21 protein-coding genes and 1 tRNA gene are annotated in these 20,196 nt (G+C 48.8%); 7 read left to right on the forward strand and 15 right to left on the reverse strand.

The window, feature by feature from the left end:
- Window positions 1–44 precede the first annotated feature (44 nt).
- The 3 genes from V3C10_18580 to V3C10_18590 all read right to left on the reverse strand — a co-directional run bounded on the left by V3C10_18580 (window position 45) and on the right by V3C10_18590 (window position 2,810).
- The gene (locus tag V3C10_18580; GenBank protein WVP64662.1) at window positions 45–773 is read right to left on the reverse strand and encodes a pseudouridine synthase; all 729 of its coding nucleotides are present in this window, start codon (window positions 771–773) and stop codon (window positions 45–47) included.
- 212 nt (window positions 774–985) lie between these two features.
- Window positions 986–1,801 (reverse strand): nucleotidyltransferase domain-containing protein, encoded by an 816-nt coding sequence (locus tag V3C10_18585; protein ID WVP61292.1) that lies wholly within the window; start codon window positions 1,799–1,801, stop codon window positions 986–988.
- Window positions 1,782–2,810 (reverse strand): nucleotidyltransferase domain-containing protein, encoded by a 1,029-nt coding sequence (locus V3C10_18590; protein WVP61293.1) that lies wholly within the window; start codon window positions 2,808–2,810, stop codon window positions 1,782–1,784. The genes V3C10_18585 and V3C10_18590 overlap by 20 nt, the downstream gene beginning before the upstream one ends.
- 343 nt (window positions 2,811–3,153) lie before the next feature.
- Here V3C10_18590 and V3C10_18595 point away from each other — a divergent pair, with 343 nt between their 5' ends.
- From V3C10_18595 to trxB, 3 genes are all read left to right on the forward strand, one after another.
- The gene (locus tag V3C10_18595; GenBank protein WVP61294.1) at window positions 3,154–4,677 is read left to right on the forward strand and encodes a serine hydrolase; all 1,524 of its coding nucleotides are present in this window, start codon (window positions 3,154–3,156) and stop codon (window positions 4,675–4,677) included.
- Between the two features lie 111 nt (window positions 4,678–4,788).
- Entirely contained in the window at window positions 4,789–5,112 is a 324-nt protein-coding gene (gene trxA / locus V3C10_18600) for a thioredoxin (protein ID WVP61295.1), read from the forward strand.
- Between the two features lie 13 nt (window positions 5,113–5,125).
- Window positions 5,126–6,034, forward strand: coding sequence for a thioredoxin-disulfide reductase (gene trxB / locus V3C10_18605; protein WVP61296.1), 909 nt, complete (start codon window positions 5,126–5,128; stop codon window positions 6,032–6,034).
- Between the two features lie 893 nt (window positions 6,035–6,927).
- On the opposite strand, the gene V3C10_18610 is transcribed toward trxB, so the two are convergent.
- The 3 genes from V3C10_18610 to V3C10_18620 all read right to left on the reverse strand — a co-directional run bounded on the left by V3C10_18610 (window position 6,928) and on the right by V3C10_18620 (window position 8,888).
- Window positions 6,928–7,053 carry a hypothetical protein gene (locus V3C10_18610; GenBank protein ID WVP61297.1) on the reverse strand — a complete coding sequence of 42 codons (126 nt, stop codon included), beginning with the start codon at window positions 7,051–7,053 and terminating at the stop codon, window positions 6,928–6,930.
- 62 nt (window positions 7,054–7,115) lie between these two features.
- Window positions 7,116–8,141 (reverse strand): tRNA preQ1(34) S-adenosylmethionine ribosyltransferase-isomerase QueA, encoded by a 1,026-nt coding sequence (queA, locus tag V3C10_18615; protein ID WVP61298.1) that lies wholly within the window; start codon window positions 8,139–8,141, stop codon window positions 7,116–7,118.
- Window positions 8,142–8,180: 39 nt separating this feature from the next.
- Window positions 8,181–8,888, reverse strand: a complete 708-nt coding sequence (locus V3C10_18620; protein WVP61299.1) for a hypothetical protein — start codon at window positions 8,886–8,888, stop codon at window positions 8,181–8,183.
- A 247-nt stretch (window positions 8,889–9,135) separates the two neighbouring features.
- On the opposite strand from V3C10_18620, the gene V3C10_18625 reads away from it, so the two are divergent.
- Window positions 9,136–9,936 carry a hypothetical protein gene (locus tag V3C10_18625; protein WVP61300.1) on the forward strand — a complete coding sequence of 267 codons (801 nt, stop codon included), beginning with the start codon at window positions 9,136–9,138 and terminating at the stop codon, window positions 9,934–9,936.
- Window positions 9,937–10,166: 230 nt separating this feature from the next.
- A tRNA-Arg gene (locus V3C10_18630) sits at window positions 10,167–10,238 on the forward strand.
- A gap of 91 nt (window positions 10,239–10,329) precedes the next feature.
- Here the strand turns inward: V3C10_18630 and V3C10_18635 are convergent.
- Together V3C10_18635 and V3C10_18640 are read right to left on the reverse strand one after the other, a co-directional pair.
- Complete coding sequence (locus tag V3C10_18635) at window positions 10,330–11,178, reverse strand: MerR family transcriptional regulator (GenBank protein ID WVP61301.1); 849 nt, start codon at window positions 11,176–11,178, stop codon at window positions 10,330–10,332.
- 73 nt (window positions 11,179–11,251) lie between these two features.
- Window positions 11,252–11,752, reverse strand: coding sequence for an aminoglycoside adenylyltransferase (locus V3C10_18640; GenBank protein ID WVP61302.1), 501 nt, complete (start codon window positions 11,750–11,752; stop codon window positions 11,252–11,254).
- A 466-nt stretch (window positions 11,753–12,218) separates the two neighbouring features.
- On the opposite strand from V3C10_18640, the gene lepB reads away from it, so the two are divergent.
- Window positions 12,219–12,860, forward strand: coding sequence for a signal peptidase I (gene lepB, locus V3C10_18645; protein WVP61303.1), 642 nt, complete (start codon window positions 12,219–12,221; stop codon window positions 12,858–12,860).
- Window positions 12,861–13,007: 147 nt separating this feature from the next.
- On the opposite strand, the gene V3C10_18650 is transcribed toward lepB, so the two are convergent.
- Complete coding sequence (locus V3C10_18650) at window positions 13,008–13,436, reverse strand: chemotaxis protein CheW (protein ID WVP61304.1); 429 nt, start codon at window positions 13,434–13,436, stop codon at window positions 13,008–13,010.
- A 439-nt stretch (window positions 13,437–13,875) separates the two neighbouring features.
- Window positions 13,876–14,493 (reverse strand): DedA family protein, encoded by a 618-nt coding sequence (locus tag V3C10_18655; protein WVP61305.1) that lies wholly within the window; start codon window positions 14,491–14,493, stop codon window positions 13,876–13,878.
- 310 nt (window positions 14,494–14,803) lie between these two features.
- On the opposite strand from V3C10_18655, the gene V3C10_18660 reads away from it, so the two are divergent.
- Window positions 14,804–15,244, forward strand: coding sequence for an Hsp20/alpha crystallin family protein (locus V3C10_18660; protein ID WVP61306.1), 441 nt, complete (start codon window positions 14,804–14,806; stop codon window positions 15,242–15,244).
- 265 nt (window positions 15,245–15,509) lie between these two features.
- Here the strand turns inward: V3C10_18660 and phoU are convergent, their stop codons facing one another.
- The 5 genes from phoU to V3C10_18685 form a co-directional block, all read right to left on the reverse strand.
- On the reverse strand, window positions 15,510–16,172 hold the full coding sequence (gene phoU / locus V3C10_18665; GenBank protein ID WVP61307.1) for a phosphate signaling complex protein PhoU: 663 nt from the start codon (window positions 16,170–16,172) through the stop codon (window positions 15,510–15,512).
- A gap of 48 nt (window positions 16,173–16,220) precedes the next feature.
- Window positions 16,221–16,976, reverse strand: a complete 756-nt coding sequence (gene pstB, locus V3C10_18670) for a phosphate ABC transporter ATP-binding protein PstB (protein WVP61308.1) — start codon at window positions 16,974–16,976, stop codon at window positions 16,221–16,223.
- A 12-nt stretch (window positions 16,977–16,988) separates the two neighbouring features.
- Window positions 16,989–17,858 carry a phosphate ABC transporter permease PstA gene (pstA, locus tag V3C10_18675; protein WVP61309.1) on the reverse strand — a complete coding sequence of 290 codons (870 nt, stop codon included), beginning with the start codon at window positions 17,856–17,858 and terminating at the stop codon, window positions 16,989–16,991.
- Window positions 17,848–18,786 carry a phosphate ABC transporter permease subunit PstC gene (pstC, locus tag V3C10_18680; GenBank protein WVP64663.1) on the reverse strand — a complete coding sequence of 313 codons (939 nt, stop codon included), beginning with the start codon at window positions 18,784–18,786 and terminating at the stop codon, window positions 17,848–17,850. The genes pstA and pstC overlap by 11 nt, the downstream gene beginning before the upstream one ends.
- A 162-nt stretch (window positions 18,787–18,948) precedes the next feature.
- The gene (locus V3C10_18685; protein WVP61310.1) at window positions 18,949–19,869 is read right to left on the reverse strand and encodes a phosphate ABC transporter substrate-binding protein; all 921 of its coding nucleotides are present in this window, start codon (window positions 19,867–19,869) and stop codon (window positions 18,949–18,951) included.
- Window positions 19,870–20,196: the final 327 nt, after the last annotated feature.

Genomic DNA, 20,196 nt, shown 5'->3' on the forward strand with positions numbered 1-20,196 from the left:
TGCTCTGCCATATATTATGCCTTTCTTTATTTACGGTTCTTATTTTAATTTGCTTCTCCCTGTCCCAGGATACGGTTCAGTTCGTCCCATTCATCTCCGGTTATTTCGCGTGATTCTCCTGTCCTTAAATTGCCCAGTTTCATGTTCATAATACGGATTCTCTTTAAAGTTTTCACATGAAACCCGAGAGCCTCGCACATTCTGCGTATCTGCCGGTTCAGGCCCTGAGTCAAAATGATGCGGAACGAACACTCCCCCGTCTTCTCCGCCTCACAGGGTTTTGTGCATGTGTCGAGTATCTCCACGCCCCGGCTCATTTTCTCTATAAAATCTTTCGTAACAGGCTTGTCCACCGTCACAAGGTATTCTTTTTCATGGCCATATCGGCTTCTTAAGATACGGTTGACCAGTTCTCCCTGGTTTGTCATCAGAAGAAGGCCTTCGGAATCCTTATCGAGACGGCCTATCGGATAAATGCGGACGGGATATTTCAGAAACTCCACAATATTTTCCGCCCTGTCCTTATCGGAGGTGGTACAGACAATTCCTCTCGGTTTATTGACCGCAAGAAGAACCGGTCTGTCTTTCCCCCCCACCGTCTTTCCATCCACGGTAACCGCCTGGGACGGCAACACCTTCATTCCCGTCACTGCCGTCTTTCCATCCACCGTCACTTTTCCGGCTTCAATCAGCCGGTCCGCCTCCCGTCTGGAGCAGACGCCGGATTCACTCAGATACTTGTTCAGGCGGATTTCTCCCGTTTCTTTCTGCATCTCTTTCCGTACTTCTTTCTGCGTTTCTTTCCGCACTTCTTTCTGCGTTTCTTTCCGCACTTCTTTCTGCGTTTCTTTCCGCACTTCTTTGCGTACTTCTTTCTGTGCTTCTTTCTGCACATCTTTGCGTACTTCTCTCTGTGCCTCTTTCCGTACTTCTCTCTGCGCTTCTTTCCGTACTTTTACATCTTTTCTGTTTTCCACGCCGTTTCTCATCCCTTTTCCAGCCTCTTTGCACTGTCCTCCATCAATTTAATCTGTTCCAGAAACAGACGGTTAAGTTCCTCCCAGTCCGTCACCCTGTCGTCCGGCATCGCGGCGGTCTTCCTCTTAAATGCATCGAGATTCCGGCTGATATAATCATTCAGTTCTTCAATTCTCCCGCCCTTTCCCGTCTCCGGCGTTTTCACCTTAATGGCGATCAGCCGTTCAACGGCCGGACGCATTTCCTCCTCCAAAACCGAGGCCGCAAGCTCGGAAAACAGAACCGGCGGGGGGCAGCCGTTCTCCTCAATCCACTTACAGGCAAGGATGGGGCGAAGGACATAAAAATATTTCTTATATTTTACTTCCTCCCCCTGGAGATACTCGGTAAAATTGGTCCTGGCCGTTCCATAATAATGGTACATCCCGGCTTTGCAGGAAAAATACCGTTCCGTCGTTTTCCGTACCCTCTCCCATTCCGGCGTTGTCCTGTATACCACCGGTGAGTTGCTCCACTCAAACAGAGTGGCGTTTGACTTGTGGAAATGACGCAGTGTTTTTGAGAGATCCCAGCCGCTTATATCCAGCGTCTCATCTAACTCCCAGTCGATAAAGTCCTTCTTTTCATCCAGCCTCAGATAGTCTTTTGCCGTCCTCACATAGACGAACCTGACGTCATAGTCACTGTCCGGAGAGGCAAATCCCCAGGCCCTGCTGCCCGATTCAACTGCATGCAGAATTTTTACATGCTCCTCCTGCTCTATCTCATCCAGTTTCAAATTCACAAGCTCTTCTATCGTACCTTCAAAATTTTTGTATTTCATCTCTGACCACCTTTTCGTTCACTTCCATGACAAATTCCTCCACGGCCCGGTAATCCGGTTCATCGGGAAGAAGCGTATGTTTTGCAGCATAATCGAGGCGCTTCTCATAATCCGCTAAAATCTCATAGAATTCCCCGCGGTACGAACCGTCCTCCTTCTGATATTCCCCATTCCTCACACTCATAAGAAGAGGCAGCTCCGCCCCGCGGTATGTATTGATCTCTCCCTTTTCCAGAATATCGAGAGCCATCATAAACAGCCTGAGAAGGTGCATGGCATGTTTGTTCAGATGATTGTCGTCCTTCTTCCTGTTTCTCTTTCCCAGATACTGGTATTCCTTCACGATATTATTCATCTCTGCCCACAGCCCCTTGTAGTCGCGCAGCGGATAGTGGGTGAGCGATGCGTCCATAAAAATTTCCGTCTCCATATCCGCTCTTTCGGAACGGCCGATATACAGCCGGATCTGCCCCTCCTCAAACTTCTCATACCGGGTCCTGAAGGTGTGCATTGCATTGTTGACGCTGTTCAGAATATGGCGCTCTTTCTCACTCTGTCCGTAGGAATCGCGGGCCAGGGCATTCTGGAGCCTGCGAAGCTGCTGATCCGCATAGCCTCCGAAGGACTGGATTGCCTTTTTTGAAAGAAACATCTTTTTCCGCTTCAGCAGTTCTCTTCCGATACCGCTCAGATAGAGATATTTCCCTTCCTCAATTCCCAAAAGCTCACATGTGTTCGGATTACAGCTCAAAAGGAGGTTAATCATCTTATTAAAGGAGTAGATTACCGTATCCGTCTTATCATCCACGTACTGTTCAAATGCCGTCATTCCGATCAGATCGGATTTCTGGTTCAGCGTAATTCCGCGGATATCAATGTCACTGTCCGCGTTGTTGGTTCCATAGGAATAACTGCCTCCCATTGCAAGGAGGATGATATTTTTTCCGAGACGGCCGTTCTCCCTGATAAAATTATATTCTTCCGTATCTAATAAAGCTCTGAAATCCATTTTTACCTCCACCGGATCAGCCAAAAAAGGAACACCGTCCTTCCGATGCTCCGATATAAATTCTTTCCATCAACTAGGCCGCTGTTCGCCCCCTGCCAAAAAACAGTGTGCTGTAAAGCGTGAAACCGCATTTTATGCTGTTTCTGTGCATCGCGAAGCGGTAACTATGAAGATACTGAATCGTTGCCCTTAATTATAACCGATTATCAATTTTTTTACAAACATCACTTGACAAGTTTAACTGTAACTGTTATAGTTACAATTAAGAAATGTAACTTTTCCGATTACATATACCACAACGATAACGTCGGACTGCATCCGGCACATAGAAAGGAAGGGCTCTATGAACACAAGAGAACACGAAACGATGAAAATGCGTGGCAGCGCCGATGTATCTTATCTCGGCCGGACTGTTGATGAAATGATTTGGGATTTTATGAAGGAAGAAAAGATTCCCGGCCTGACGCTGGCTATCGTTCAGGCGCCCTATATACCAAGAGTGGTCGGATACGGCGTTTCCGATGCCGGACAGAAGCGCCTCGCTTCTGCAAATACAATGTGGCCGGCAGGGCCAATCTCCCAGGCATTCGCAGCCGTAGCCATCATGCAGCTTTATGAGGAGGGAAAACTCGATATCAACCAAGCGGTTGAAGCATATCTCCCTAAACTTCCTGAAACCTTTAAAGGCATTACCATTTTACAGCTCCTCCGCCATGCATCGGGACTTCCCGATTACCGTGAAAACAAGGACTGGACTCCTTTCAGGGAATGGCAGAAAGGGGAACTGACCGGCCTGATTGCAGACCAGCCTCTCCAGTTTGCACCCGGCACGGATGTCCGTCTGAGCGCATCCAACTTCCTGCTGCTTACCCAGGTTGTCGAGGCTATTTCCGGTAAATCTTACCGTGATTTTGTCACTGAGCGCCAGATTCACTATCTCGGCCTGCGACACACAGGTTTTGCCGAGGATTTGGGTGGATTTGTCCATGAGGATGTATCCCTGACGGAAAATATACATCAAATTTTCAAGAAGGACGGAACCTACATCGATCCGACGGAACCTGCGGCAAGCTACGATGAGAACGGGAATCCTATCCCCCGCATCCCGTCATCCGCGCTTCCCGGTTTCTCGGATATCTGGGCGTCGGCACAGGATATTTCCACCTGGGATATCGGCCTTGCCGGTTCCGTGCTGATTCATCAGCCTGAAAACAGGGCAATGGTCTATACCCCCTGGAACCTGCCGGACGGCAAAGAGGTTCCTGCGGTGGCCGGGTGGCAGTTTTACAAACACCGCGGCCTGATGGATATCAAAGGCTCCCTTCCCGGTTACTCCTGCTTCCTGAGCCGATTCACCCACTCGGAAGAACTGGTATGCGTCACCCTGCTCGCCAATAAAGAGGGCGTGGATTTCACAAACCTGGGACGCCGGATTGCCGGAGCCTTCGGCGACCTCCTCTCCACGGGCTACGACGACAATAAGCTCTACCTTTTCGAAGGACAGCTTCCGGCCGCAGCAACCGTAGAAAGACTGGAAAGAGAATTATCCGATCGAAAGATTCCTCTTTTTGCAAAATTTGACCACGCCGCCAATGCCAGGGAAGCAGGGCTGGAGCTTCGCCCCACTACGGTTCTTGTATTCGGTTCCCCGCTTGTGGGCACCGGACTGATGCAGAAGGATCAGAGCATCTCCCTGGAGCTGCCTCTTAAGATTTCCGTCTGGGAAGATGAAGCCGGAAGCACATGGCTCGCATTCCCGAGGATTTCAAAAATGGCCTCGGATTACGGCCTGGACAGCCATCCGGCGGTTCCTAAAATGGAGCTTCTCATGGAAAATCTGGTCCGTAAAGCCGGCAGCGTGTATTAATGTGAAAATATTTCCCCCAAAAACCGTTTCAGCGGCTTTATGTATAAACCGTTTCACTTTTAAACAAACTTGCTCTATAATTAATTATAATAATAATCAGGAGGTGCCGATATGGCCGTACTTACAATAAACAAAAATTTTGATGAAACTGTTTTAAAATCTTCCGAACCTGTGGTAGTTGATTTCTGGGCTCCCTGGTGCGGTTACTGCCGCCGTCTCTCCCCTGCCGTAGACAGGCTGGAGGCCGAATATGAAGGCAAAATCAAGGTGGCAAAGCTCGATATCGATACCGAGGAAGAACTTGCAGAAAAATATGAAGTAGACACAATCCCGACTCTGATTTTATTCAAAAACGGTGAAATGGTGGACTCCGTCGTTAACCCGCCTTCACAGGATGCAATTGAAGAATGGTTAAAAGAAAACGGCGCACTGTAGGAGGAGGTATCCGATGAAACAATCATATGATGTCGCCGTCATTGGCGGCGGACCGGGAGGATATACCGCGGCGCTCTACTGCGCCAGAAGCGGCTATTCGGTCATCGTACTGGAAAAACTTTCCCCAGGCGGCCAGATGGCTACCACCGGCCAGGTAGATAATTACCCGGGCTTCGATGAGGGCATTGACGGCTTTGAACTGGGTGAGAAGATGCAGAAAGGCGCAGAGCGTTTCGGCGTGGAAACGGCTTTTGTGAACGTCACGGAGGCAAAGCTGGACGGGGATATTAAGAAAATCACCACCTCCAAGGGAGAGATTGAGGCCCGTGCGGTGGTGCTCGCTACCGGCGCTTCCCCGCGTGAACTGGGCCTTGCAGAGGAAAAGATGCTTCGCGGCCGCGGAGTGGCATACTGTGCCACCTGCGACGGCATGATGTATAAAGGTAAGACGGTCGTCGTCGTAGGCGGCGGAAACAGCGCGGCCGCGGATGCGCTGTACCTTTCAAAGATTTGTAAAAAAGTGTATCTCGTACACCGCAGGGACAGTCTCCGCGCCTCCAGGATTTATCTGGAACCACTTAAAAACAGCGGCATAGAATTTGTCTGGAACAGCCGGGTAACCGGAATTCTGCACGATAAAAAAGTGTCTGGCGTTATCGTAACAAATAACGACGGCACGGTAAAAGAAATCGCATGCGACGGCGTTTTCGCCGCCATCGGCAGAGTGCCCGACACCGGCCTCTTCCAGGGACAGGTGGAAATGGATAAGCAGGGATATCTGGTTGCCGACGAAACCACCAGGACAAACCTCCCGGGCGTCTTCGCAGTCGGCGACGCCCGCACCAAACCCCTTCGCCAGATCGTAACCGCAGCCGCCGACGGGGCCGTGGCTTCGCATTATATCGAGGAATATCTGGTATAGAACCGGGGGGCCAGCTTTAGAAGCAATAAAAACGTTTTTTCATACTACTCCTTTTTTTCATAAACATAGGGATACCGAAAACTCATGAAATGAATTTTCGGTATCCCATTTTTTATTGAGTGGCAATGAAAAGTTCGCGAAGCATACTTTTCGTTGTTGGAGTCGCTATATGATTATTATTTAGGGATTTTATTGAGGAATGAGAACGCCGCCGGGACGGTCGGAGTTCGGGATGGTGAGGGGAGGTTGTGAGTCTTCAGTCCCGGCCTGCAGGTTGTCGCGGGTGGGGAATCCGGGCAGAAAAAGTTCCTCCGGGAAACGCTTGCGCTCTTTGGAGTACATAACGGACACTAACCTCGAAAAGACCTCGGTAAGTGCCGATGAACTCCCAGGTTCCCTCCGGAATCTTTTTCTCCCGGATTCTCCACGGGAAGGTTATGCCCCGGGACTGAAGACGCGAAGGTTTTCGCCATCCCGACCCCCGGCCTGCGGCCGCTGATCTGTTCTTATTCCTTCAAAGGGGGGAGGGATTGTCTCTGCCACTACTTTTCCCCGAATTCCAGAAGAATGCCTTCTGCATGGTATTCAATTGATGAGTCTGAGCTTTAGTGCCTGATCTATCATTGAAAAATCATTGAATTTTTTGATTCATCATTAAATTTAGCTTTGGATTTTTCTCTGAATCCAGCCCGAGATACCTTCTTAAAGTAAAAAGTTCACGACTACATAGTGGCCGCGACAATACCTCCCTCCGCACTTGACGAAAGAGACAATCAGCCCCTGAAGCCGGCGGACGGGGCAACACACTTCGCTGAGTCTTCAGTCCCGTCGACAACCTGCCCGGGGAAGGAAGGATAAAAGATTCCGAAGGGGACATTGGAGCCCGCCGGTGCTTAGACGGCGTTCTTTGACGTCTTAGCATCCGCTGTGCGCTCCACAAGCGGAAGCGAGTCCCCGTAGGAATCTTTTCTCCTGGATTCCCCCTCACCACAACCTATAAACCGGGACTGAAGACTCATCCATCCAACCCACTCCCCCGTCCGCCGTCTTACAGAGGCGTCCTCGCATCTCAACTAAATCCTCACATAATAAACATCGCATCCCCAAAACTGAAGAACCGATATCTCTCTTTAATAGCCTCCTCATAGGCCGCCAATACATGTTCGCGTCCCGCCAGGGCGGAAACCAGCATAACCAGGGTGGATTCCGGCAGATGGAAGTTGGTAATCAGGCAGTCCAGAATTTTAAACTGGTAACCCGGATAGATAAAAATCTCCGTCCAGCCGCTTCCGGCTCTCAGGATTCCGTCCTCTCCCGTTGCCGATTCCAGGGTGCGGCAGCTTGTCGTTCCCACACAGATAACGCGGCCTCCGTCTCTCTTTGTGCTGTTTATCTTCTCAGCCTCGTCCTCATCCACGATATAGAACTCAGAGTGCATGTGATGATCCAGGACGTTTTCCACCTTTACGGGACGGAATGTGCCAAGGCCCACATGAAGCGTGACATGGGCAATTTTGACCCCCATATCCTCAATCTGCTGTAACAGCTCTTTTGTAAAATGAAGTCCCGCCGTCGGAGCGGCCGCAGAACCTTCATGCTTTGCATAGACGGTCTGGTAGCGGTTTTTATCCTGTAACTGATGGGTGATATAGGGCGGGAGAGGCATCTGTCCAAGCTGATCCAGGATTTCCTCAAAGATTCCCTCATAGGAGAACTGAATCAGGCGGTTTCCTTCTTCCACCACATCGATTACCGTGCCCTTTAAAAGGCCATCCCCAAAGCTTATAACGGTACCCGGTTTTGCCTTCTTCCCCGGTTTTACAAGCGTCTCCCAGATGTCATTTTCCCTTCGTTTTAAAAGCAGGACCTCAATCTTAGCGTCGGTTCCCTCTTTGCTTCCAATCAGGCGGGCGGGTATTACCTTTGTGTCGTTAATGACAAGACAGTCCCCTTCCCTGAGATAAGATAAAATATCCCTGAAAACTCTGTGCTCTATCTCACCTGTGTCCTTGTCCAGCACCAGAAGACGGGAAGAAGAACGATCTTCCAGCGGATCCTGTGCAATTAATTCCTGTGGTAAGTCATAATAAAAATCTTTTACATCCATTTTGCTGCCTCTTCTTTATCATTTAATATTTATTCCGGATTACTGCTGCGCCGTGTCACCCTCCTGGCTTTCCTGTGCCGGGGTTTCCTCTTCGCGCATATAGTCGGGTCCCTGCTTCATATACTGAATCCGCTCGTTCAGGGCCGGATCTGCCGCCATGGCCTCCTCTGCCTGCTGATCCACCTGGGAAATCAAAAGCCTGACATCTTCATTTACCGAAAGCTGTTCCAGGAAATCTTCCAGCTCCGGTGACATTTCCTGATCAAAGATTCTGTAAATGCCGTCTTCCCCCTTGACCGCATAAATCTGGACAAGGCTCGGCGCCGGTGTCTCCACCCCGACATATTTGATTTCATAATAGACATATGCCGCATAGGAGTTCTCATCAAGTCCCGGGGTCGTGTAACAGGAGATATTTTGGTATCCTTCTATATACTGTTTCTGTTTTTCAAAGTCCTGACGGAACCGCTCTTCCTCACTGGTGTCCTGGGATGTGAAAAGATGGAGAAATGTCCCCATATCACAATCTGTAGTCGCAAGGAAATACTGTTCCATCAACTGGTTAATCTCGGGAACCGTATCCTGGGACAGAATGCTTCCTCCAAAGTCGTGGAAGTATTCCTTAGTATCCGGTTCAATGACCGGTATCTCCGCATTTTCCGGAAGCGTGTCCACGCTGTGTCTCGACGGAGCAGCCGTAACTGCTTCCCCGGAACCTCTGAAGTTTCCTGAAATCAGAAGTACCACCACCAGTATCAGGGCGATCAGCGGAACGCTGAGCAGCAGAATATAACGGCGCAGTTCATTGTCCGCCGCCGTCTGTTTCCCTCTTGAGGCGCTTCGCCGCCTGTCCCGGGGCTCTGCCGGTGCTTGTCCAGGAGCCTGTTCTGAGGCCTGTCCCTGTTTTCTGGAATGTTTGACCCTTGTATCCGGTTTACCTGACGATTTTTTCCCGGCCTCAGGAACTTCCCGGACTTCGACGGGGTGATTCTGTGTGTCGGACGCTTTCCTGCTTCTTGGCCTTTCTCTTGACGGTGCTTCCTTTATCTCTTTTTTCTTAGCCTGTGTTACCGCCGATTCTTTGTCCGGTACTTTTTTCGCAGGCGGTTCTTTTAGTGATATTTTTTTTGGTGATGATTCTTTTGCTGATGGCTCTTTTAGTGATGTTTTCTTTAACGATGATTCTTTTGTTGACGGTTCCTTTGATAAATGTTCTTTTGGTAAGATTTCCTTGGACGGTGGCGCTTTAGATGATAACGTTTTTGAAGGCGCTTTCCGGGACACCGGCTCTTTTGCAGGCTGCTCTTTTAAAGGCGTCTTTCCGACCGGCGTTTTTTTTATTGTGGATACTTCTTTGATTGCTGATGAATTTTCTATCGTAGTTGAATCTTTTGCCGTTGATGATTTTTTTACCGCCGGTGATTCTTTCGCTGCCAGTGATTCTTTTATCATTGATGATTCTTTCGCCGACGGTGATTTATTTACCATTAATGATTCTTTGACCGCTGGTGATTCTTGTACCATTGGTGTTTTGGGGACCGCTGGCGATTCTTTCTCCATTGATGATTCCAAAGCTGTTAATGTTTCTTTTAACGCGGTTAGTTCTTTTGACGATGCCTTTTTCGTCACCGGTTCTCCGGAAAAATGTTTCCCGGCCTCGGGCGCATTCTCTCGCGCATCATCTTTTGCGGCATTTTTTACAACCTCTGTTCTATCCTCTGTCTTTTTATTTTCCTCTGCTGTCCCGCTGTCCGCTCTGTTTATATTCACAGACTGGTCGGAGTTTTCAGGCTGAACCGGCCCGTCGGGCTGTTTTTTCCTGCTTCTTCCCATCCTGTATCCTCCTGATAGACTGGCTAATCCCCTTCGTCGGGGCAACTTTATTTACTATTAACTGCATACTTCGTAACGGCTTTACAGAGGCCGTTGTTCTGCTCTATTCTAGCAAAATCCAATATAAAAAGCAATAAAACTTCTATAAAAGACCTTGCCAAGAGAAATAAAATATAGTAGAATAATGAAGATGCGTCTGTAGCTCAGTGGATAGAGCGCCGGCCTCCGGAGCCTGAGGCGTAGGTTCGATTCCTATCAGACGCACTCACAACGCGGAAAAGAGTTCCTGTGAACCATGATAATATCTGGTTTACAGGAACTCTTTCCTATTTTTCTAATTTTTCTAAACCTTACGCTATTCACCGAAGTAACGACGGATAGCTTTGCCGATGTATTCCGTGATTCCCCGGCCGTACTCTTTTTCCGTTGCCTCAATGAGCTCCGGAACCTTCTTTTCCTCCAGATAATCCTCCGCCACTCTCAGAAGCAGATACCTGGCATTGTCCATCCGGAACATGGACTTGTAATTTTCGGAAAGCATTCTGACCGCCTCCATCGCCAGGGCCTCATCACCGGTTTCCATAGCCCGGGCAAACAATCTGTAGATCCTGTCGTTCCCGTCACGCATTTTCTCAAGTTCTCCACCGTCCCCCGTGGAATTTAAGCTTGCCTCCACCGCCTTATCTTTACTTCCGTACATTTTAATGAAATGAACACTCATTTTTTCATCTTTCATACTCTCGGCAAAAAAATCACGGTATGCCTCAATACTCCCAAATTTACCGATGATTGCCTCAATTGATTCCTTTCCCTGCCGTTCCAGGGAATGGGTTATGATTTTATCAATATCTTCCTCATTAAATGCTTCAAAATTCATTTTACCGATGTGCTCCACATCATCGCCTATCAGTTCTATAATTCCGTTTAAGTGGTTTCTTTTTTGTTCCAGCCGGGACTTTTGAAGTGAAAGAGCCTGTTTTATATCATAGGCAGGCCGTTCCATCATCTCCTTTATATCGGCCAGAGGGATTTCCAGCTCCCTGAAAAACATAATCTCCCGCAGTTTTTCAAGCGCTGTTTCATCGTAAAGCCGATAGCCGGCTTCTGTCAGTCCGGCAGGTTTCAGCAGACCGATTTCATCGTAATACCGCAATGTCCTGACGCTCAGTCCCGTTATCTCAGACACCTCTTTTACCGTTTTCACCGTATCCTCCTTCCTTTAAATCTATCTTAAAGCCTTACGCTGCGGAAGAGTCAATACCAAAAAACGGTGTCATCTACAATTTATCCTGTCCCTTTAAAAATGCGTCCAGGTTCTGCATATCCACCTTATCCACTTCTCTCGGCTCATATCCGGTGTGGAACAGCTTCTGCGCCTCGGCCGAAATACACGGAATTTTCCTGCCCTCGAATACGGCGGAAGAAAACCATTCCGCCTGCAGCTCATACCAGCCGCCCTCCGGGTCGGCCTGCCTGGCGCTGCCGTCTTCTGCAATAACAAAAGGATGGATGTCGATATATCCGAGAAGCGGATGGCTGAGTTCAATGCGGCATGGCCTCCAGTCTGTCGTAATCACATATCCCTTATCTTCCAGGGCCTTCAGCAAAACATCCGTATATTCCCCGTCAATGTCCACGTCAATGTCCCTGTGTTCTCTGCTCTGCCTGCCCAGTATGATATCAACTCCCCATCCACCGTCAATCCAGTACCGCATTCCCATGCCATCCAGTAAATCAAGTATTTCTTCCAGTGTTTCCCTGTCTGTCGTTTCTTTCATATTAGTAAATCCTCCCTAATGTCTGCCGTTTCCAGTTGCATGCTCAGCTTAACACCGTCATTATGCTCAGTCTAAAACAGTCTCTAACTCCCGTTTAGCACCGTTTTCATCCCCCATTTAACACAGTTCCATCCCCATTTTAACACAGTTCGCATCACCAGTCCACTTCACGGGTTCCTCCTGGCCGGTTTCTGCATTTGCATCAATCCCCCGCTTCATGAGACTTAACTCACGTTACTGTTCACACCGCATCGCGCACTTTTCGTTGCATCGCGCCGCAGAACTCGGGATTTTCACGAAAAGCACGTGAAAACACCTCGCAGAATACTTCCCGAGTGAACAGTAACTAACACACTTTCCCGGGACATCCGGCGCAGACGGCAGGTTTGCTTTTTAGCCCAGGATGTGTATAATAGTACTATTCACCATGACAAATCAGAAAATAAACGAGGTCGATAAAATCAATATGGAAAATAAAACAGAGAATAAAAATTCAGAAGAGAAAAAGGGATTTAAGGCGGAACTGATAAGCTGGATTCAGATTATTGCCACCGCGGCTGTCATTGCCTTTGTCCTGAACACATTTATTATCGCCAACAGCGATGTTCCCTCCGACTCCATGGAAAATACCATTATGACGGGAAGCAGGATCATCGGTTCCCGTCTCAACTACCATTTCACGGAGCCGGAACGAGGCGATATCGCCATCTTTGTCTTTGGCTGGCAATGCCCGGTCTGCCACAGGCGGATCGAGGGCGAGCGGCCGGATGTCTGCCCTGCCTGTGACTCCGAAATAAATAAAAAGGGAAAAACCGTCCACTATGTAAAGCGAATCATCGGCATTCCCGGTGATATTATTGACATCCGGGACGGAGAGGTCTATCTGAACGGGTCGGAAACGCCCCTGGATGAACCTTATCTGCGTGAGGACATGGAGCCGGAAGAGAGTCTTCATTTTGAAGTTCCAGAAGACAGTTATTTTATGATGGGCGATAACCGGAACAACTCGTTTGACGGCCGATACTGGAAAAACCACTTCGTCCCAAAAGAGAAAATAACTGCGAAAGTATTGTTTGAATATTTTCCCAAAATCAAAGCGCTTCACTAACGCGTTTTCCGGTTTTACAGATTCCATCATTTCTATATCAAAAAGAGCGCCGAATTTAACAGCGCTCTTTTTTCATTCATAGGAAATTACGGCATCTGGATCAAAAAATGCTCCGCGAGGATGCACATGCCATATCCTTCCAGCTCCTTACATCATTACTACCTTCATTAAATCCAGGATTTTTATTTCCTGCTTATTTTTAATACATTGTTTGAGGACAAATGGATTCTCCTCTTCCGTCTCCATCCTGCAGTCCCCGTCTGCAAGTTCTTTTATCTCCCCTGCGGCATCCACAAGCAGTCCAACCGTCCCCGTTGGAACATACATGACTACAATGCAGGTTTCCTCATCCCAGGCCGTTTCCTCAAGCCCCAGACGGAGTCTTAAGTCTATCACGGGAATGGAGGTTCCCTCATGTTTAATTTTTCCCTTCACATAAGAAGGAAGTTCCGGCGCCTCCCTGATCTTCTGGACCGGTATGATATGTACAACGTATTTCAGGGGTATTCCATAAAGCTGTCCCTGGCTCAGGACAGTCAGATAAGTTGCATTTGCCGCTTTTTCAAATGTGTTCATGCCTACATCCTCCGCTTCTGTTTATTTTCCGCAGGCCGCCTTCCCGCCAACTTAACCGTCCGTTATAAATACCGCCCGGTTCCCGCGTCCTCTACGGGAAATTATACAGGCTGGCACGCCTTTTATCCATATACCTGTACGATTTGAAAAGTGTTATACAAATTATTATATAACCTTTGACAGAATCAGGACGGTCTTCTATGCCCTGAAGTTACCGGTTTCATCACTTTGAACTGCCGCCGTCAGGGCTTTCCGCTCCGTCCTCATTTTTCCAGTGCTTTTTCTTTTCCATACACATTTTATCCCATATCATTCCAGGGAGATAATGTACGTATAACAATATAATGATTGCCGCCAATCTGGGATCTAATTTTTCCATACAGAAAATATTCCCATTCTTCGGCTCTCTCATTCCATTTCCCTGTTTTTTCCTTCCCTATTACTGTTCCTCGCCTTTTCTCCTTCCAAAATAGATTGTACTGCCGATCAGAGCCGCGATTCCCACCACAATGATCGTGATGTTTGAATAGGTATCGAGCACGCCGAGGATCTTCCCCCAGGAGGCCCCGGCAACGGCTCCGGCCGTTACGAGCACCGTGTTCCAGACAAGGCTCCCGGCAAAAGTCAGAATCAGAAAGGGAGCCATCTTCATACCCGCCATCCCGGCCGGTATTGAGATCAGGCTCCTGATAATCGGCACACAGCGGCAGAAAAAGACGGTACTTTTACCCTTCGTGTCAAACCAGCCTTCCGCATCCTGCACATCCTCCTGTTCAAAATGAAGACGTTTCCCGATCTTTCCCTCCAGCATATTTTTCAGCATATCCTTTGGTATCAGCCGCCCCGCATAATAAAGAATGACCGCGCCAAAAACGGAACCGGCCGTCGATGCGGCAATCACTCCGGGCACATTCATTGCCGTATAGGTGGTCATAAACCCGCCAAAGGTGAGAATGACTTCTGACGGGATCGGCGGAAACAGGTTTTCAACCAGAATCAGCACAAAAATCCCTATGTATCCGAACGAGTTCATCACTTCCACTATAAACTGCTGCATGTATTCACCTGCATAAAACGTATTACTATAATTTATACACCGTCTAAATAATGTATGACTCCCGAAGGGCATCGGATGTAATATTGATAAGCACGAGGGCTTTGCAGGTTTAGTAAATTCGGCATTCATAGTTCACAATTTTTTCACAATTTTATTAGCACTCACCTATTGACAGTGCTAATAATGTGTGTTATATTACATCTAGAACAGATAGAAAGTATCTGAATCACCCCATGATGAAAAGCAAAAACCGACTGAACAGGCTCTTCATCATCGACCATAAAAACATAATTATAAGGAGGAATGACTTATGTTAGTACCGAGCATTTTTAATGATAACTTTGTAGATAATTTTTTCGATGACATGTTCCGTTTTCCGGGACTTACTTCCGAGCATAACCGCTCCGGTTCCGGTGTGATGAAAACCGACATCAAGGATTTGGGCGAAAATTATCAGCTTGACATTGAGCTTCCGGGATTTGCAAAAGAAGACATCCACGCTGAACTTTCGAAAGGCTACCTGACCGTAACCGCTCAGAAGACCACAGAGAATAACGAAAAAGATGGGAACGGCAATTACATCCGCAGAGAGCGTTACAGCGGAAGCTGCCGCAGAAGTTTCCATCTCGGCGACAACCTGAAAGAAGAAGACATTCACGCTTCTTTTGAAAACGGCATTCTGAAACTGGTATTCCCGAAAGAGGAACAGCGCAAGGCCGTTGAGGAAAAGAAATTTATCGCCATTGAATAAACGGAGAAACAGCCATTTTACCGTTCACCCCCCCCGGCAGAACGGCAAGAGATACCTCCTCCCCCACAATTTTTTAATATAGATGTATATTCTCCTTTTTTCAACACATACTATCACTACTCACAATAAAGCACAGGGCCGGACCTGATTCCCCATCAGGTGTCGGCCCTGTCTTTTTTTATATCATAGGAAAGCCGCCCCTAAAATAAAAAAAGCTCCGGCAGGTTACACACTCGCGCGAAGATGGAATATGCAGCCATCCATCCTATAAAATAGGAACATTGTTTAAAGTTCCCGTATCGGAAAATTCCGTCCACTCGCATACATTGACCGCATGATCCCCGATCCGCTCCAGATATTTTGCAATCATCAGGAGATCCACCGCCATATCCGACTGCGAAGAATCAGATTTCAGCAGCTCCACCACCTCATTTTTCACTTTATCAAAATAGGCGTCTATCATATCGTCCCTCAGCTCTATCTGCTCCGCGGCCTGCGTATCGCGCTGGGTAAACGCGTGGATGGCGTCGCGCAGCATGGCTTTTACATTGTCTACCATGGCCGGCAGGTGCTTTACTCCGACAAATGAACGGTTATCGCTCATCCTGATCGTCAGCTCCGCAATGTCCGCCGCGTGATCCCCAATCCGTTCCAGATCCGTCACCACCTTGAGGGCCGTTGATATGTGTCGCAAATCGCGTGCCACGGGCTGCTGCCTGAGCATCAGGGACAGACACCGGCTCTCGATTTTGCGCTCCATCTCATCTACAGTCCGGTCGCCGTTAATCACCCTTTTCGCCAGTACAAAATCTTTTTTATTCAGGGCTTCGAAGCTGTCTGCAATGGCCTTCTCCACCATCCCGCTCATCTTTACCAGTTCGCTGTTTAACTCCACAAGCTCCTGGTCAAACATCATTCTCGGTGCCATTTTATTACCTCCTAATCTGTTTACTGGATAAACACTGTCAAGCTGTCATCAGCCGAAACGTCCCGTGATATAGTCTTCCGTTTTTTTCTCTGCCGGATGTGAGAATAGCTCGCCTGTCGGGGCGTATTCTATTACCTCACCCACCAGAAAAAATGCGGTATAGTCCGCGATACGTGTTGCCTGCTGCATATTATGGGTAACAATCACCACCGTATATTTCTGCTTCAGCTCATCCATTAAATCTTCGATTTTCAGTGTGGAAATCGGATCCAGAGCCGATGTCGGCTCATCCATCAGAAGGATCTCCGGCTCCACGGCCAGCGCTCTGGCGATGCAGAGTCTCTGCTGCTGGCCTCCAGAGAGTCCTAGCGCCGATTTTTTAAGCCTGTCTTTCACCTCGTCCCAGAGAGCCGCTCCGTTAAGGCTTTGCTCCACAATTTGATCTAACCGGCCCTTGTTTTTAATGCCATGGATTCTCGGCCCGTAGGCAATGTTATCGTAGATGCTCATGGGAAACGGATTGGGCTGCTGGAACACCATGCCCACCTTTTTACGTAAAAGCGTCGTATCCACCTTGGAATCGTAAATGTCTTCCCCGTCTATCAGGACCCTGCCGTCTATTTTTACACCATCCACCAGATCATTCATCCTGTTCAACGTCTTCAGGTAAGTGGACTTTCCGCAGCCGGACGGTCCAATCAATGCGGTAATTTTATTTGTATAAATATCCAGGTTGATATTTTTCAGTGCGTGGTTGGAACCGTAATACAGGTTCAAATCCGTGGTAACAATCTTGGTTTCCATACTTTCCTCCATCTATTTAAGCCTCGTCACATCGAATTTTCCCGTCAGATATCTGGTCAGGAGGTTGATGCCCAGGACGATTACGAGCAACACGACCGCAATGCCGAAAGCCTGATCATATTTTGCTTTCTGCATGGACAGGTATAGCTGGATTGTCAGCGTACCGCTGGATTCAAACAGTTTGCCGAACAAATCCCTGGGAAGCTTAAAACCGCTTCCCGCCGTGAAAAGGAGCGCCGCCGACTCTCCCACGATCCGTCCGACCGAAAGAATAATTCCGGTCAGAATTCCAGGAGCCGCACTGGGAAGCAGGATAGTCCTGATCATATACCATTTCGTCGCGCCAATCCCAAGCGCGCCCGAACGGTAACTGTCGGGCACCGTCTTTAATGCCTCCTGGGTGCTCCTCGTGATAAGCGGAAGAACCATCAGCGTCAGGGTAAAGGATCCGGTCAGCACGGAGTATCCAAGCTTCAGCGCGGAACCGAAAAACACCATGCCGAACAGGCCGAACAGGATAGACGGGATTCCCGAAAGGATTTCCGTTGTAAATTCAATCGTTCTCACCATTTTTCCCGGCTTTGCGTACTCATTCAGGTAGATGGCTGAGCCAATTCCCACGGGAGCCGCAATAACCAGCGTCATCACAATCATGTACAGCGTATTTACGATATTTCCCAGAATTCCGAACGTCCCTTTTCTTGCGCTCTGTACCGTGGAAAGAAACTGCCAGGAAATCTGCGGGATGCCTCTCACAAATACATACCCCATGATTCCCACAAGGATGCCGATGGCTATGACGGCCGCCAGATAAATAAGCGCCGTAAGCGCCCGATCGGAAGCGCGGGTCTTTTTGTTGTAAATACTTGCGTTACCTGTCATTCTCCACCCCTCCTTTCTGGAACATGCGGGTCAGTACCGTATTGATAAACATAATAAATACAAAGAGGACCAGCCCGATTGTGAAAAGGACCTCTCTGTGGAGTCCCTGGGAATATGACATTTCCGCCACAATCGCGGTCGTCAGGAACCGGACGGAGTTAAATGGAAGCGGAAGATTCACGGAACTTCCCGATACCAGGCTGATGGCCATGGCCTCTCCTATCGCCCGGCCGCAGCCGAGTACAACCGCCGTGATAATGCCCGATCTGGCTGCGGGAACCAGCACCTTGAAAATGGTCTGGATATGGGTTGCGCCGAGAGCCAGTGAAGCGCTTTTTAAATGCTTCGGCACCGCCCGGAGCGCCGATTCCGTGATGCTTATGACGGTCGGAAGAATCATGACCGCCAGCACTAACACCGCCGAAATCAGATTGGCTCCCCCGGTAAACTGATGGGTCGTGGAACCTGCGAATAATTTAAGCTCCAGTTTGTACATCAGGGGATTCAGAATCAGGATTCCCAAAAGGCCGTATATGACCGACGGAATCCCGGCCAGCAGCTCCACGGCCGGCCGGACACAGGCGGCCAGTTTCGGAGGCGCCACCTCCGCCAGAAAGATGGCCGTGAAAACGCCGATCGGCACACCGATCAGAATCGCCATAAAAGTACCGACAATGGAAGTGAGAATCACATAAAGGATTCCAAACATAGCAGGATCCGCCGTCGGTTTCCAGACACTCCCAAAAAGGATATCGAGAATCCCCACCTTGAAGAGCGCCGGTGTACCACTGATAATCATATATAACGTAATGGAAAATACCGCTATGACTGCCAGCAGGCCGCAGGCGGTAAAAATGACTTCCGCCCCTTTTTCTACAGCCGATTTACTTTTATGGCCGCCAAAAATGGAAAAGTTCTTTTCATGCATCTGTGTCTCCTTCCAACCGGACAGATTCAGGAATGACGGCACACCCCTGACGACAACGGCACAGGCCGCCGTACCAAGTTTGAAGCTTCGCATTTTCAAGCTTTCTGCTCTCAGTTACAGCGGCCCGTTATGATGTTTCTTTCTCTGTCTGATTTGCTCTATTTATTTTGTCGTGATAAGCCCTACGGACTGGATAAGCTCGTCACCCTCGGCGGAATACACATAGTCAAATAATGCCTTTACCAGGTCGCTCTGGGCAGAAATCTCACCGTTGGTCGCCATCACAAACGGACGGCTTAAGAAGTAATCACCAGTTTTAATATTCGCCTCATTGGCCTCCACTCCGTCTAAGGTCAGCACCTTAACCGTGTCGTCGATTACATCGAGTGACACATATCCGATAGCGCCCGGTGTGGACGCCACCTTAGCCATAACAGCGCCTGTGGAATCCAGCTCGTTGGCATATTTGCAGGCGTCCTCCAGTTTGAGAATCTCCTCAAAAGCGCCCCTTGTACCGGAACCTGCCTCGCGTCCTACCACTACGACAGGCTGATCCGCTCCGCCTGCGTCCTTCCAGTTTGTGATTGTGCCGTTATAAATATTGATGAGCTGCTCCTTCGTAAGGTCTGCCGCTGTATTGGCCGGATCCGTCACTACCGCAATTCCGTCGATTGCCACAATATTTTCTACAGCTCCCTTTCCCTTCTCCTCATCCTTTAAGTTTCTGGAAGAATTTCCGATATCACTCTGTCCGCCGAGTACCGCTTCGACGCCTGCGGAAGAACCTGTAAACTCGGCCTGCACCGTCACGTCGGGATATTTCTCCATAAATGCCTCTGCAAGAGCATTGGAAAATTTCTCCATGGAAGTGGAGCCTGCCAGTGTGATGGAACCGCTCAAATCGCCCTGGGCCTCTGCTGCTTCCGTATCCGCCGCCTCTGTATCCGCCGCCTGCACCTCACCCGTATCCGCCGCCGGAGCTGCCGTGGACGGCGCTTCAGAAGAAGAACTGCATCCCGCAAGCCCCATCATTAAAACTGCCGCGCCTAAAATTGCTATTGATTTCTGAAATCTTTTTTTCATAATGATCCTCTTTTCTCCTTTAAACTCATTTCATGCTCACTCATTTGTTTTACAATTCGCAGTATAAGACATTTGCAGAAAAGGGGAAATCATGCTTCTGTATAGGAAATGTAAAAGGAAAGTAATATTTTCGTTCTATTATGTCAAGTCAAATGGGGATCGTTGAAAGGATGGCGGACGGGTGGGGAGGTTGGCGAACGGATAGAGAGGTTGGCGGCTGCGCCTTCAGTCCCGGCCACAGTCTGCCCGGATTCCCCACCCCGCGACCATCTAAAGCCCGGGACTGAAGACTCACCCCTCCCCGCCCCCGATCCATCCCTGCCGCAT

Source organism: [Clostridium] symbiosum, from assembly GCA_036419695.1.
Lineage (GTDB): Bacteria > Bacillota > Clostridia > Lachnospirales > Lachnospiraceae > Otoolea > Otoolea symbiosa_A.

What these genes read in the sequence shown, in the direction of transcription:
- pstB (WVP61308.1), bottom strand. Translation starts at nt 16,976, where the DNA reads ATGGAAACCAAGATTGTTACCACGGATTTGAACCTGTATTACGGTTCC.
- V3C10_18595 (WVP61294.1), top strand. Translation starts at nt 3,154, where the DNA reads ATGAACACAAGAGAACACGAAACGATGAAAATGCGTGGCAGCGCCGAT.
- V3C10_18640 (WVP61302.1), bottom strand. Translation starts at nt 11,752, where the DNA reads ATGAAAGAAACGACAGACAGGGAAACACTGGAAGAAATACTTGATTTA.
- V3C10_18610 (WVP61297.1), bottom strand. Translation starts at nt 7,053, where the DNA reads ATGAGTCTTCAGTCCCGGTTTATAGGTTGTGGTGAGGGGGAATCCAGG.
- pstA (WVP61309.1), bottom strand. Translation starts at nt 17,858, where the DNA reads ATGACAGGTAACGCAAGTATTTACAACAAAAAGACCCGCGCTTCCGAT.
- V3C10_18580 (WVP64662.1), bottom strand. Translation starts at nt 773, where the DNA reads ATGCAGAAAGAAACGGGAGAAATCCGCCTGAACAAGTATCTGAGTGAA.
- V3C10_18650 (WVP61304.1), bottom strand. Translation starts at nt 13,436, where the DNA reads ATGAACACATTTGAAAAAGCGGCAAATGCAACTTATCTGACTGTCCTG.
- trxA (WVP61295.1), top strand. Translation starts at nt 4,789, where the DNA reads ATGGCCGTACTTACAATAAACAAAAATTTTGATGAAACTGTTTTAAAA.
- V3C10_18590 (WVP61293.1), bottom strand. Translation starts at nt 2,810, where the DNA reads ATGGATTTCAGAGCTTTATTAGATACGGAAGAATATAATTTTATCAGG.
- pstC (WVP64663.1), bottom strand. Translation starts at nt 18,786, where the DNA reads ATGCATGAAAAGAACTTTTCCATTTTTGGCGGCCATAAAAGTAAATCG.
- queA (WVP61298.1), bottom strand. Translation starts at nt 8,141, where the DNA reads ATGGATGTAAAAGATTTTTATTATGACTTACCACAGGAATTAATTGCA.
- V3C10_18585 (WVP61292.1), bottom strand. Translation starts at nt 1,801, where the DNA reads ATGAAATACAAAAATTTTGAAGGTACGATAGAAGAGCTTGTGAATTTG.
- V3C10_18685 (WVP61310.1), bottom strand. Translation starts at nt 19,869, where the DNA reads ATGAAAAAAAGATTTCAGAAATCAATAGCAATTTTAGGCGCGGCAGTT.
- phoU (WVP61307.1), bottom strand. Translation starts at nt 16,172, where the DNA reads ATGGCACCGAGAATGATGTTTGACCAGGAGCTTGTGGAGTTAAACAGC.
- lepB (WVP61303.1), top strand. Translation starts at nt 12,219, where the DNA reads ATGGAAAATAAAACAGAGAATAAAAATTCAGAAGAGAAAAAGGGATTT.
- trxB (WVP61296.1), top strand. Translation starts at nt 5,126, where the DNA reads ATGAAACAATCATATGATGTCGCCGTCATTGGCGGCGGACCGGGAGGA.
- V3C10_18655 (WVP61305.1), bottom strand. Translation starts at nt 14,493, where the DNA reads ATGCAGCAGTTTATAGTGGAAGTGATGAACTCGTTCGGATACATAGGG.
- V3C10_18660 (WVP61306.1), top strand. Translation starts at nt 14,804, where the DNA reads ATGTTAGTACCGAGCATTTTTAATGATAACTTTGTAGATAATTTTTTC.